At 46.3% G+C, this 12562-nt stretch carries 20 protein-coding genes; 1 reads left to right on the top strand and 19 read right to left on the bottom strand.

The annotated features are described in order from the left end of the window. Nucleotides 1-2: 2 nt before the first annotated feature. On the top strand, nt 3-980 hold the full coding sequence (locus tag BLQ79_RS01760) for an AEC family transporter (protein ID WP_091363204.1): 978 nt from the start codon (nt 3-5) through the stop codon (nt 978-980). Nucleotides 981-1082: 102 nt separating this feature from the next. On the opposite strand, the gene BLQ79_RS01755 is transcribed toward BLQ79_RS01760, so the two are convergent. From BLQ79_RS01755 to rplE, 19 genes are all read right to left on the bottom strand, one after another. Next, the gene (locus tag BLQ79_RS01755) at nt 1083-2474 is read right to left on the bottom strand and encodes an NCS2 family permease (protein ID WP_091363202.1); all 1392 of its coding nucleotides are present in this window, start codon (nt 2472-2474) and stop codon (nt 1083-1085) included. Nucleotides 2475-2741: 267 nt separating this feature from the next. Next, nucleotides 2742-3695 carry an L-lactate dehydrogenase gene (locus BLQ79_RS01750; protein WP_091363200.1) on the bottom strand — a complete coding sequence of 318 codons (954 nt, stop codon included), beginning with the start codon at nt 3693-3695 and terminating at the stop codon, nt 2742-2744. Between the two features lie 208 nt (nt 3696-3903). Beyond that, nucleotides 3904-4242, bottom strand: coding sequence for a 50S ribosomal protein L17 (gene rplQ, locus BLQ79_RS01745; protein WP_091363198.1), 339 nt, complete (start codon nt 4240-4242; stop codon nt 3904-3906). A 21-nt stretch (nt 4243-4263) separates the two neighbouring features. Then, entirely contained in the window at nt 4264-5256 is a 993-nt protein-coding gene (locus tag BLQ79_RS01740) for a DNA-directed RNA polymerase subunit alpha (RefSeq protein ID WP_091363196.1), read from the bottom strand. Between the two features lie 52 nt (nt 5257-5308). Continuing rightward, nucleotides 5309-5686, bottom strand: a complete 378-nt coding sequence (gene rpsK, locus BLQ79_RS01735; protein WP_091363195.1) for a 30S ribosomal protein S11 — start codon at nt 5684-5686, stop codon at nt 5309-5311. Between the two features lie 18 nt (nt 5687-5704). Next, entirely contained in the window at nt 5705-6082 is a 378-nt protein-coding gene (gene rpsM, locus BLQ79_RS01730) for a 30S ribosomal protein S13 (protein WP_091363192.1), read from the bottom strand. A gap of 21 nt (nt 6083-6103) precedes the next feature. Then, the gene (gene rpmJ, locus BLQ79_RS01725) at nt 6104-6217 is read right to left on the bottom strand and encodes a 50S ribosomal protein L36 (RefSeq protein ID WP_008859825.1); all 114 of its coding nucleotides are present in this window, start codon (nt 6215-6217) and stop codon (nt 6104-6106) included. 16 nt (nt 6218-6233) lie between these two features. After that, the gene (gene infA, locus BLQ79_RS01720; protein ID WP_022513915.1) at nt 6234-6452 is read right to left on the bottom strand and encodes a translation initiation factor IF-1; all 219 of its coding nucleotides are present in this window, start codon (nt 6450-6452) and stop codon (nt 6234-6236) included. Between the two features lie 72 nt (nt 6453-6524). Next, complete coding sequence (gene map / locus BLQ79_RS01715; RefSeq protein WP_091363191.1) at nt 6525-7277, bottom strand: type I methionyl aminopeptidase; 753 nt, start codon at nt 7275-7277, stop codon at nt 6525-6527. Further along, nucleotides 7274-7927, bottom strand: coding sequence for an adenylate kinase (locus tag BLQ79_RS01710; protein ID WP_091363188.1), 654 nt, complete (start codon nt 7925-7927; stop codon nt 7274-7276). The genes map and BLQ79_RS01710 overlap by 4 nt, the downstream gene beginning before the upstream one ends. A 12-nt stretch (nt 7928-7939) precedes the next feature. Then, nucleotides 7940-9202 (bottom strand): preprotein translocase subunit SecY, encoded by a 1263-nt coding sequence (gene secY / locus BLQ79_RS01705; RefSeq protein WP_091363186.1) that lies wholly within the window; start codon nt 9200-9202, stop codon nt 7940-7942. Nucleotide 9203: 1 nt separating this feature from the next. Beyond that, entirely contained in the window at nt 9204-9644 is a 441-nt protein-coding gene (gene rplO / locus BLQ79_RS01700; RefSeq protein ID WP_091363184.1) for a 50S ribosomal protein L15, read from the bottom strand. Between the two features lie 20 nt (nt 9645-9664). Beyond that, a complete protein-coding gene (rpmD, locus tag BLQ79_RS01695) occupies nt 9665-9841 on the bottom strand; it encodes a 50S ribosomal protein L30 (RefSeq protein ID WP_091363182.1) in 177 nt (58 codons plus the stop codon). 13 nt (nt 9842-9854) lie between these two features. Further along, nucleotides 9855-10355, bottom strand: coding sequence for a 30S ribosomal protein S5 (gene rpsE, locus BLQ79_RS01690; protein WP_091363180.1), 501 nt, complete (start codon nt 10353-10355; stop codon nt 9855-9857). Nucleotides 10356-10373: 18 nt separating this feature from the next. Then, nucleotides 10374-10739 carry a 50S ribosomal protein L18 gene (rplR, locus tag BLQ79_RS01685; protein ID WP_091363178.1) on the bottom strand — a complete coding sequence of 122 codons (366 nt, stop codon included), beginning with the start codon at nt 10737-10739 and terminating at the stop codon, nt 10374-10376. Nucleotides 10740-10758: 19 nt separating this feature from the next. Beyond that, on the bottom strand, nt 10759-11298 hold the full coding sequence (rplF, locus tag BLQ79_RS01680; RefSeq protein WP_091363176.1) for a 50S ribosomal protein L6: 540 nt from the start codon (nt 11296-11298) through the stop codon (nt 10759-10761). 18 nt (nt 11299-11316) lie between these two features. Beyond that, entirely contained in the window at nt 11317-11715 is a 399-nt protein-coding gene (rpsH, locus tag BLQ79_RS01675; protein ID WP_091363174.1) for a 30S ribosomal protein S8, read from the bottom strand. Nucleotides 11716-11739: 24 nt separating this feature from the next. Further along, entirely contained in the window at nt 11740-12009 is a 270-nt protein-coding gene (gene rpsN / locus BLQ79_RS01670; RefSeq protein ID WP_091363171.1) for a 30S ribosomal protein S14, read from the bottom strand. A gap of 11 nt (nt 12010-12020) precedes the next feature. After that, nucleotides 12021-12560, bottom strand: a complete 540-nt coding sequence (gene rplE / locus BLQ79_RS01665; protein ID WP_091363169.1) for a 50S ribosomal protein L5 — start codon at nt 12558-12560, stop codon at nt 12021-12023. Nucleotides 12561-12562: the final 2 nt, after the last annotated feature.

The following is a 12562-nucleotide window of genomic DNA, read 5'->3' as shown; positions in this document are numbered from 1 at the left end:
TTATGGCTTTTTTACAGATTATTTCCAATAACATACTGCCACTGCTTGTTTTTGTCACCATAGGCTATATGCTGGATAAGAAATTCAACCTGGATGTAAAGGCATTGAATAAGCTTACATTCTTCGTTGTTCTCCCCAGCCTTATCTTCTACAGCGTTTATTCCGCAAAAATTGACATGACCATGATTACGGTATTTATTGTCGGCTGCGTGGAAATGTTCTTTCTTGCCCTGGGCGGTACCCTTTATGGGAAGCTGCGGCATTTTACTCCCGGTAAGACGGAAGCTTTTAAAAACGCCACCATGTTTTCCAACACAGGCAATATCGGTATCGCGCTGGTCGCCCTTGTGTTTTCCAATCCCCCTTATTTGCTTAATGGGGAAACCCCTTATCTTATCCCCGCAATCAGCGCGGCAACCATGCTGCTGATTCAGATGAACATATTCCTTAACACGCTGGGCCTTTATCAGGCCGGAAAGGGAAAACTGACTCCCCGGGATGCGCTGTATGTCATCTTCCATATGCCGGTTGTCTATGTGCTGGTTTCCGTATTTACCATTAAATTCCTTGACATCGATATGACTCACTGGTTCATATGGCCTATGTTCCAATACAGTGCCCAGGCACTGGTAGCCATCGTTATGATGGCGCTGGGAATGCAAATGCATCACAGCCGTTTTCACGCTGCCGATGTGGATGCGTGGGTTGCTGCCGCCTGGAGGCTTTTCGGCGGACCATTGATTGTATTCTGCCTTCTCACTTTATGGAATACCTGGGGCCCGGGGTTCTCTCCCATTGTCTGTCAGGTTATCATGATTATGGCCTGTGTTCCTTCCCCTGCCAATTCCGTCCTTTACGCAATTGAATTCCAGAATTATGTGGATTTCGCTACAGAAATCGTAGTCATGAGTACAGTAGCTTCCGTTATCACGATGACCCTGACGATTTATCTCTCCCAGATCCTTTTCCCTGTAGGCTAGACCTATTCCCCCTATTCCATATAAATCATCATACCGTGCTGAATAAAGAGGCATAAAAAAGCTCTCCGGAAATCCATCCGGAGAGCTTTTAGTTTCCTTAAATCAGCCTATAAAGAAGTATTTAACGACAAATACCACCGCCAGAACCGCCATCAGCGGACTGATTTTTTCACGGTGCCCTGCCATAAGATTCAGTACTACATAGGAAATAATACCCATGGAGATACCTTCAGAAATGCTGTAGAAGAATGGCATGGCAATAATGGTAATATATGCCGGAATAGCTTCTGTCAGATCACCAAATTCTGTAGTAGCTACAGAAGTAAACATCAGGAAACCTACAATAATCAATGCAGGTGCTGTAGCAAACGCAGGAATCGCAAGGAAAATCGGAGAGAAGAACAGGGAAATCAAGAACAGCACTGCCACCGTTATGGCAGTAAGGCCTGTACGTCCGCCTTCACCGACACCAGCCGCGCTTTCTACGTAGGTAGTTGTAGTACTTACCCCAAGAACGGCACCAATGGATGTGGCAATAGCATCAGAAAGAAGGGCTGGTTTGATACGTGGCAGCTTGCCTTCCTTATCCAGCATGCCAGCCTTCTGGGATACGCCTACCAGGGTTCCCAGGGTATCAAAAATATCTACAAAGAGGAATGCAAACAATACTGCGAAAAAGTCAAGAGATCCAATTTTTGAAAAATCGATTTTCATAAACACAGGTGCGATGCTCTGTGGCAGAAAAGAAGCGAGGCCATGGAACTGCGGGAAAGTAGAAAATGCTCCCACAGACGGATCCGGGATATAGAATCCGGTAGCTTCCGCAATCATACCGAGAATCCATGTAGACAGAATTCCCCAGAGAATATTGCCGCGGATATTCTTAATCATAAAGAACGCAGTAAGGAATATCCCCAGAACGGCAATGACTACCGGAGTCCCTGTGGTATAAAATGTACCGGATTCCGCTGCCTGCTTGAAAGAAAACAGGGCAATCTTTGTCGCTTTGCTGGCTACAACCAGGTGAGCGCTGCCCAGACCGATAAAGCAGATAAAAAGACCAATACCGGCAGATACCGCCTTCTTCAGGTTCATCGGAATCGCATTAAACAGGGCTTCACGGATGTTTGTGAGCGTTAAGGCAATAAAGATAATCCCTTCAATAAACACGGCAGAAAGCGCCATTTCCCAGGTATATCCCATAGACATAACCACGGTATATGCGAAAAAGGCATTAAGTCCAATCCCCGGAGCCAGCGCGAATGGATAATTAGCCAGTCCGGCTATCAGTAATGTACCGATAAACGATGCAATACAGGTGGCGGTAAGAACGGCCCCCTTATCCATACCGATAGATCCCATGACAATCGGATTGACCGCCAGAATATATGCCATGGTCATAAATGTGGTAATACCCGCTAAAATTTCAGTTTTAACGGTAGTACCATTCTCTGCCAGGTGAAATACCCGGTCAAGAAAAGAAGAGTTGTTCATAGGTCCTCCTTAACTAAAGTCCGCTTCGTGGGCAAGCATATATAATCCTGATAATAGCGTAATTCATTCGCCTCACGAACGGAACTCAGAAAAAAGTGAATCAGTCATATTATAAGCGTTTTTTATTAAGGTAACAATAGCCAATCTTACCTGTTTGCGCAATTTATAGAAAAGCTCCAGTCATAAATTTTATTCAAAGATGCAAAAAGGACATGAGTTCAAGTCCTCATGTCCTTTTTCTTGAAGAATCCATATCATGATTCTGTATCAGAGGGCCAGTGCCTTCTTTACATGCTGCTGAAGAATATCAATGGAATTATCCAGTTCCTTCTGTTCTTCTTCTGTCAGGTGAATTTCAATGACATCTTCTACCCCATCGGCTCCCAGCTTAACCGGAACGGAGGCAAAGGTATCATGAATACCATACTGTCCGTTCAGCCAGGTAGAACATGGCAGAATCTTGTGTTCATTATGGAAGATAGCACGGATAAGTTCCGCTGTGGAAGAACTTACACCAAACTCTGTACAGCCCTTGTTCGCATTTTCAAAATAACCACCGCGATGTACCTTATAAACCACTTCTTCAAAGGAGTCAATATGATACTTATCCGGATTTTCTTCCAGAAGTTCACGAATCGGTTTGCCACCTACGGTTACATGGCTCCATGGAACCATACTGCTGTCCCCATGTTCACCGAGTACATAGGCAGTAACCGATCTTCTGTTGACATTAAGCTGTTCTGACAGCTGCATCTGCAATCTGGCAGAATCGAGAGCTGTGCCGGAACCGATAATATGATTCTTCGGCCAGTTCAGTTTTCTTGCCAGGTATTCGGTAATAACATCGCATGGGTTGGTAATGGATATAATGATTCCGTCAAAGCCGGAATGCTGAATGACCTTAATAAGCTTCTTACATTCTTCCACAGAGTCGGCAAGCATATCCAGGCGGGTCTGCCCCGGCTGTCTGGTTTTACCAATGGCCACTACAAGAATATCGCAGTCTCCCAGTTCATCCCCATCCACGGCCTTACAGGTCACATGATGAGGCATATAGCTTACCGCGTCCCGAAGGTCCATAGCTTCCCCTTCAGCCTTACCATTGTTGGTATCGAAGAATACGATATCGTCCGCCAGTCCCTGCACAGCAATCTGCAATGCCACATGGGAGCCTACATTTCCTGCGCCAAGTACGCCAACCTTTCTTGGTTTAATACTCATCCTTACCACTCCATTCCATTTAAATATATACATTATTCACAAAGCATGTGTTTCAGATAATTATATCTCACGCATTAATGCTTTTGAATATTATAATATATCATTGCTCTCTATTCAATAAAGCTATAGCAGGTCAGTATGGATAATCCTTATGTCAGACCAACAAAAAACGCTGAAAGCGTTTGCTTTCAGCGTTTTATTCAGGTCATTAAACCAATTCAATAATTGCTACTGGAGCAGCATCGCCCTGACGAAGTCCGAGCTTGATGATGCGGGTATAGCCGCCGTTACGGTCGGTATACTTCTTAGCGATTTCATTGAACAGTTTCTTGGTTACTGCCTTGTCCATTACGAAGCCTTCTGCCTGACGGCGAGCGTGAAGATCGCCTCTCTTAGCGAGGGAAATCATCTTGTCTGCAGTCTTACGCAGTTCTTTAGCCTTAGCTTCTGTAGTCTGAATACGACCATTCTGGAAAAGAGCGGTTACCAGGCTGCGGAGAACGGCTTTACGTGGTCCGCTGGTTCTTCTTAATTTGCTGTGAGCCATGTCTTTCCTCCTAAATAGTGATCAATCTTTTGGATCTCTGAGATGAAGTCCGAGCCCTCTGAATTCAGAAAGCTTAGCCTTGATTTCATCAACAGATTTCTTACCGAGATTGCGTACACGGGTTAATTCATCTTCCGATTTTGCTGTCAGCTGATCAAGAGTATTGATATCTGCTCTCTTGAGGCAGTTGAATGCACGAACAGACAGTTCCAGATCTTCAATCGGAATAGTAGAAATATCTACCTTTGGTTCTTCCTGTTCTGCAACATCAGCAGCTTCCGCTGCATGATTATCTTCAGCAGATTCCAACGGGATTTCCTTGGTACCGAGAGACAGGAAATTCTTGAAGCTGTTAATCAGAATGTTAGCTGCTACTGCAACTGCATCTGGAGCGGAAATAGAACCGTCTGTCAGTACTTCCAGAGTCAGCTTATCGAAATCCATTTCGTTACCCACGCGGGTATCGCTGACTTCATAGTTACATTTAATAACCGGAGAATAAATGGAATCAATCGGGATGACGCCAATTACGTCGTCTTCTCTCTTATTCTTACTAAAAGGTACGTAGCCACGACCCTGATCAATGGTAATCTCCATTCCGAGATGAGCATCGGTATCCAGGGTACAAATAGCCAAATCTTTATTCAGGACGTCGATTTCAGACGGCAGCGCTAAATCGCCGGCATGCAGGATGCCTTCCTTGGTAACATCAATTCTGCACTTGATTGGGAATTCAGCTTCATCATGAGCGATGAAACGAATCTTCTTCAGGTTCAGAATCATGTCTGTCACGTCTTCTCTAACACCGTTAATGGTAGAAAATTCATGAAGTACGCCATCAATTTTAATGGATGTGATAGCCACACCGCTTAAAGATGAAAGCAATACACGTCTAAGGCTGTTGCCAAGAGTAATGCCATAACCGCGTTCGAGTGGTTCGCAAACGAACTTTCCATGACGGTCATCATTGTCAAGTACAACAGTTTCAATCGTGAAGCTTCTATTTTCGATCATCCGAAAGTCCTCCTTCCGCGCTGTACCGCGCTAATGTACGCAAAAGCCAATATTAAATTCTTCTGCGCTTTGGAGGACGGCAGCCGTTGTGCGGAATCGGGGTAACGTCCTTAATGCTGCTTACTTCAATGCCAGCAGCCTGCAATGCGCGGATTGCTGCTTCACGGCCTGCGCCTGGTCCCTTAACGAATACGTCAGCGGAACGCATGCCATGTTCAATAGCAACCTTAGCAGCCTGTTCTGCAGCCATCTGTGCTGCAAACGGAGTGCTCTTACGAGATCCTTTGAAACCGAGTCCACCAGCTGATGCCCAGGAAATTGTGTTTCCGTTGGAATCGGTAATCGTTACAATCGTATTGTTGAATGTGGAACGAATGTGAGCGGCACCGGTTTCTACATGTTTCTTTTCTTTTCTCTTTACTGTAGCCATTTTATTCCTCCTTCAACATTACTTCTTAGTTGCAAGCTTCTTGCCTGCAATGGTCTTTCTCGGACCCTTACGTGTACGAGCATTTGTCTTGGTGCGCTGTCCACGGGTTGGCAGTCCTTCGCGATGACGGATGCCTCTGTAGGAACCGATTTCTACAAGACGCTTAATGTTGAGGGATACTTCTCTGCGAAGATCGCCTTCTACCTTATAATCAGCCAGTACGTTACGCAACTTAGCTACATCGTCTTCTGTCAGATCTCTAACACGGACGTCCGGATTTACTCCGGCTTTTTTCAATACTTCTCTGGAAAGAGTGAGGCCAATTCCATAAATATAAGTTAAGCCGATCTCAACGCGCTTATCTCTTGGTAAGTCTACACCAGCTATACGTGCCATCTACTCTGTACCTCCTTTTAATTAACCTTGTCTCTGCTTATGTTTCGGATTTTCACAAATGACCATAACACGGCCCTTGCGCTTAATGATCTTGCACTTGTCACACATCTTCTTGACGGACGGTCTGACCTTCATCTTGTTTCCTCCTTACTTATTTGAAGCGGTAGGTGATTCTACCATGGTCCAAATCATAGGCGGTCAGTTCCAGGGTCACCCGGTCCCCAGGCAGAATACGAATGAAATTCATACGCATCTTGCCGGAAATATGCGCCAGTACGATATGACCATTTTCCAATTTGACGCGGAACATTGCATTTGGAAGTTTTTCAACAACCAAACCTTCCACTTCAATGACGTCTTCCTTGCTCATGGGAGCCTCCTTCTGATGATTTAACCTGCAAACCCCCAGCCGGATGGCTGGGAATTACAGGGCCCCGTAACATTATGACCGCATTGTCAGAATTCGCGGACCATCTTTGGTGATAGCTACTGTGTGTTCGAAATGAGCGGACGGAAGTCCGTCATAAGTTACCACACCCCAACCATCGCGAAGGGTATAGGTATCCGGGGAGCCCATGGTGATCATAGGTTCAATACAGATAACCATTCCTTCTTCAAGGATAGGTCCATGTCCTGGCTGACCATAGTTCGGTACTTCAGGGTCTTCGTGCATTTCCGTACCAATACCATGTCCTACATAATCACGCAGAACACCGTATCCATACGGCTTTACGGTACTTTCCACTGCATGACCGATATCGCCAATATGATTGCCGACAACCGCCTGCTTAATACCTGCATACAGTGACTCTTCGGTAACCTTCAAAAGTTGAGCCACCTTCTTGCTGCAATGTCCTACAGGAACAGTGATACAGGAATCTCCCATGTAACCATTTAATTCTACCACAAGATCGAGAGAAATGATATCACCTTTTCGAAGAATTTTGCGAGCCGACGGAATTCCATGTACTACAACTTCATTTACTGAAGCGCAGATGGATCCAGGATAACCATAATAGCCTTTTTCACTGGGTATACCACCACGGTCCCTGATGTATTTTTCCGCCATTCTGTCTATATCCAGGGTACTGATTCCTGGTTTTATGTTTTGGGCAAGAAAAGAAAGAGTGTCCGCGGTCAGTTTACCTGCGCGGGCAATCTTTTCTATTTCTTCCGGCGTACGGATGTTAATCATGCGTTAGCCTTCTTCAGTGCCTGCTTGATATCGTCAAAGACCTTGTCCATTGGCTGATTGCCATTGATTTCTACATAAGTGCCGCTGGCCTTGTAGTAATCAATAAGCGGTCTGGTCGATTCATCGTACACAGCCAGTCTTGAACGAATGGTCTTTTCGTTATCATCAGCGCGCTGATACAGTTCACCACCGCAGTTATCGCAGACGCCTGCTTTAACCGGTGGACGGAATTCCCTGTGGAAGGAAGCTCCGCATTTACGGCAGACAAGTCTGCCGCTAACTCTCTTTACGAGATCCTCACGGTTTGCATTGATTCCAATGACAGCGGTAAGGGAAATTCCCAGGTCATGAAGAATAGCGTCCAGGGAAGCTGCCTGCGCGGTTGTGCGCGGGAAGCCATCCAGAATCCAGCCCTTCTTGCAATCATCCTTGGAAAGTCTTTCCTTTACGATACCAACAGTAACGCTGTCCGGTACCAGTGCCCCCTTATCCATATAACTCTTGGCTTCTTTACCAAGCGGTGTTCCTTCTTTAACTGCAGCGCGGAACATATCGCCGGTAGAGATCTGAGGGATACCGTATTCACGGATCAATCGTTCCGCCTGTGTGCCCTTGCCGGCACCAGGAGGTCCCATTAATAAGATATACATAATCCCAACTCCTTATTTAATAAAGCCTTGATAGTTGCGTGTTACCATAAGGGACTGTGCCTGACGCATAGTGTCCAGAGCTACCCCGACGATAATCAGCAATGCTGTACCACCGAAGTATACCCCCTGAATATTGGTAATGCTTCCGATAAAGTTCGGAAGAATAGCAATAAACGCAAGGAAAACAGAACCCGTAAGGGTAATTCGAGTCAATACCTTGTCTACATATCTCATGGTTGGTTCACCAGGACGGATGCCCGGGATGAAACCGCCATATTTCTTCATGTTATCAGCCAGTTCTGTAACGTTGACGGTAATCGCCGTATAGAAATAGGTGAAGATAACAATGAGGATAGCATAGAGACAAGTATTAGCCCAGGTTCCCCAGCCAAAGAACTTGGCCAGCGCCTGTACCCAGCCCACATGAACGAACTGTGCCAGGGTCACAGGAAGCATAAGGATGGAAGATGCAAAGATGATCGGAATAACACCGGCCTGATTAACCTTGAGAGGCAGGAAAGTGCTGTGACCACCATACATCTTGCGTCCGATAACTCTCTTGGCATACTGCACCGGAATACGACGCTGTCCTTCATTGACTTCAATGACAACAACAATCATAGCCAGGGCAATGGCTGCGAAGAGGAGTGCCTGCAGAGGAGTAATAGTACCTACTTCGAGGTACTGAACAATCGTCTGCAGCGCTTCCGGGAAACGAGCTACGATACCGCAAAAAATAATCAGGGAAATTCCATTGCCAATTCCGTGTTCAGTGATTTTTTCACCAATCCACATGAGGAGGCATGTGCCTGCTGTAAGTACTACACAGACAAAGAAAAGGAAGAACCAGCTGTTATCCACCAGGGCTCCATTGGCACGAAGGCCATAGGAAATCCCGAATGACTGGACAAATGCCAGGAAAATGGTGAAATAACGGGTCATCTTCTGGATTTTCTTAAATCCTTCCTGACCATCTTTACGTAATTCTTCAAGCGACGGAATTACCGCAACAAGCATCTGCATAATAATCTGTGCGTTGATGAATGGGGTAATACTCATAGCGAAGATAGAGAACTTGCTGAGAGCGCCGCCGGAGAATAAATCCAGGAATCCAAACAGATTACCGGATTGGAAAATATTTTCAATAACTGAAGCATCAACCCCAGGCACAGGGATGTGCACCCCAAGCCTGAAGACGATAAACATCATAAAGGTGTAAACGATGCGATCTTTGAGTTCCTTGTTCGCAAAAATATTTGCAAAGAGATTACCCATATTAGATCACCTCAGCTTTTCCACCTGCTGCTTCAATTTTCTGCTGAGCGGACTTGGTGAAGCCCTGTGCCTGAACTGTCAGGGACTTGGTCAGTTCACCATTGCCGAGGACGCGAACACCATCAAGAACATTCTTGAGAATGCCTGCTTCAATCAGAGCTGCCGGATCAACAACAGCGCCGTTGTCAAAGCAGTTGAGCTGTTCAACATTTACTTCTGCATACTTCTTAGCGAAAGTATTCTTAAAACCACGCTTTGGAAGTCTGCGGTACAGAGGCATCTGACCGCCTTCAAATCCCGGACGGGTGCCGCCGCCAGTTCTGGAGAACTGACCCTTGGTACCACGAGTAGATGTTTTACCCATGCCGGAACCGATACCACGACCTACACGACGTCTTGGCTTTCTGGAGCCTTCTGCCGGCTTAAGTTCATGCAATTTCATAAAAGTAGCACCTCCTTGTATTAGTTTTCTTTAACTTCTACCAGATGGCGTACTTTATGAAGCATACCTTTAATCTGGGGTGTCAGTTCCTGTTCAACAGAAGAGTTGGTCTTCTTAAGTCCAAGAGCCTTCACAGTTGCAACCTGATCAGGTTTGGAGCCGATCACACTCTTTTTCAATGTAATTGTTACCTTCATGATCAGTCTCCTATTAGTTATAAATTTCGTCGATTGTCTTGCCACGAAGTGCTGCAACATGTTCAGCATTTTCAAGCTGGGAAAGTCCATCAAGAGTTGCTCTGACCATGTTGATTGGGTTATTGGAGCCCAGAGACTTGGTCAGGATGTTGCGGATACCTGCAAGAGCAAGTACGGAACGAATTGGACCGCCTGCGATAACGCCGCAGCCTTCAGCAGCCGGCTTCATAAATACACGGCCTGCGCCGTATTCACCGGTAACGGAGTGCGGAATGGTTCCGTTCTTCGTTGCCACGGTAATCATATTCTTCTTAGCGTCTTCAACGCCCTTACGGATAGCATCCGGAACTTCAGCAGACTTGCCGATACCAGCTCCGACTCTACCCTTTCCATCGCCTACAACGACAACGGCAGCAAAGGATGCGCGACGACCGCCCTTAACAGTTTTAGCAACCCGGTTGATGAAAACGACGTTTTCCTGCAGATCGGATTCCTGTTTTTCAAATCTTGGCATGTGCTTATCTCCTTTACCTTAAAATTTCAGGCCGGCTTCACGAGCACCTTCAGCAAGTGCCTGTACTCTGCCGTGATAAATGTAGCCGCCGCGATCGAATACGACGGTATCGATTCCCTTTTCAAGAGCTCTCTTAGCAACGAGCTTGCCAACTTCCTTAGCAGCTGCTACATTGCCGCCATTCGGGCAAGCAGCCTTGATTTCCTTATCCAAGGTACTAGCAGATACCAGTGTCACCTTAGCTTCGTCATCAATAACCTGAGCATAGATATTGTTCAGGCTGCGGAAAACGTTGAGACGCGGACGCTGTGCAGTACCGGAGATGTGTTTACGAAGACGCAGGTGGCGACGAACCACTGCGCTTCTGCTATCATTCTTACGCATTTATTAGTAACCTCCTGTCTTACTTTGCGCCGGTCTTGCCTGCCTTACGGCGGACATGTTCACCGGAGTAACGAATACCTTTGCCCTTGTATGGTTCTGGTTCACGCCAGCTGCGGATTTCTGCAGCAACCTGGCCAACCTTCTGAGCATCAACGCCGGATACGACGATTTCAATAGAAGATGGGGTAGAAATTTCAACACCTTCCGGTGGAACTACTACTACCGGGTGAGAGAAACCAAGGGTCAGATTCAGGTTTTTGCCCTGCATCTTAGCATGGTAGCCAACACCAACGATTTCCAGCTTCTTGGAGAAACCTTCGGTTACGCCTACAACCATGTTGTGGAGCAGTGCGCGGGTAAGACCGTGGAGTGCACGGGTTTCATTTTCTTCATCTGGACGGGTGATAACGATTTCGTTATTTTCCAGAGCAATGTTCATGCCCTGATTGAATTCACGGGAAATTTCACCCTTTGGACCTTTTACAGTAACCTTGCGGCCGTCAATCTTGACTTCAACGCCTGCCGGTACCGCAATCGGTTTCTTGCCTATTCTTGACATCTTATAACCTCCAATTGCTTACCAGACATAAGCGAGTACTTCGCCGCCAAGGCCAGCCTTGCGGGCAGCCTTGTCTGTCATAATTCCCTTAGATGTAGAGATGATTGCGATTCCCAGTCCGCCAAGAACCTTCGGCAGTTCTTCTCTGCCTGCATAGGCTCTCAGACCTGGCTTGGAAATTCTCTTCAGACCCTTGATAACCTTTTCACGGTTTGCGCCGTACTTGAGGGTTACTCTGAGGTGCTGATGGTTGTCAACTTCAACCTGTTCTACATCTTTGATAAAGCCTTCGTTCTTCAAGATTTCCAGCACAGCAGCTTTAATTCTAGAAGCGGGCATATCTACAGTTGCATGATATGCATCGTTCGCGTTGCGAATACGAGTGAGCATATCCGCAATCGGATCGGTTGTTACCATTTAAATATCCTCCTAAAACCTAAATTACCAGCTGGCTTTTCTTACGCCCGGAATTTCTCCGCGGTAAGCCAGTTCACGGAACTGATTGCGGCAAACTCCGAACTTACGTAAATAACCGTGCGGACGACCTGTCAGCTTGCAACGGTTATGAAGACGAGTCGGGGATGCATCGCGCGGAAGCTTGCTAAGAGCTTCATAATCGCCGGCTTCCTTGAGCGCCTTACGCTTAGCTGCGTATTTCTGGACCATGAGTTCTCTCTTCTTTTCACGGGCCAACATAGACTTCTTTGCCATAGTTCCTCCTGTTATTTCTTGAACGGCATACCGAACTTGGTGAGCAGTTCTCTTGCTTCTTCGTCGGTCTTAGCCGTAGTCACTACGATAATATCCATACCACGTACTCTGTCGATCTTTTCGAAGTCGATTTCCGGGAAAATCAGCTGTTCCTTAACACCGAAAGCATAGTTGCCTCTGCCATCGAAACTGGTGGAGCTGATGCCGCGGAAGTCGCGAACGCGGGGAAGAGCGATATTAATCAGACGGTCGAGGAATTCATACATTCTTTCGCCTCTGAGAGTGACCTTGCAGCCGAGTGGCATTCCTTCACGAATCTTCCATGCTGCGAGGGACTTGTGAGCTTTACAAATCATTGGCTTCTGGCCAGTGATAGCTTCCAAATCAGAAGCTGCTGCATCAACAGTCTTGGTGTTTTCAGTTGCTTCACCAACGCCGATGTTGATTACAATCTTTTCCAGCTTCGGAATATCCATAACGTTGGTATATCCGAATTTTTCCTGCATTTCATTTCTGATCTGCTTGTTGTACAAATCACTTAATCTGGACACTT

Origin of the sequence: Dialister histaminiformans, from assembly GCF_900103425.1 — a bacterium.
In the GTDB taxonomy this organism is placed as follows: domain Bacteria; phylum Bacillota; class Negativicutes; order Veillonellales; family Dialisteraceae; genus Allisonella; species Allisonella histaminiformans.
The sequence above is the reverse complement of the archived record's forward strand: the minus strand, read 5'-3'. Positions and strand labels throughout refer to the sequence as shown.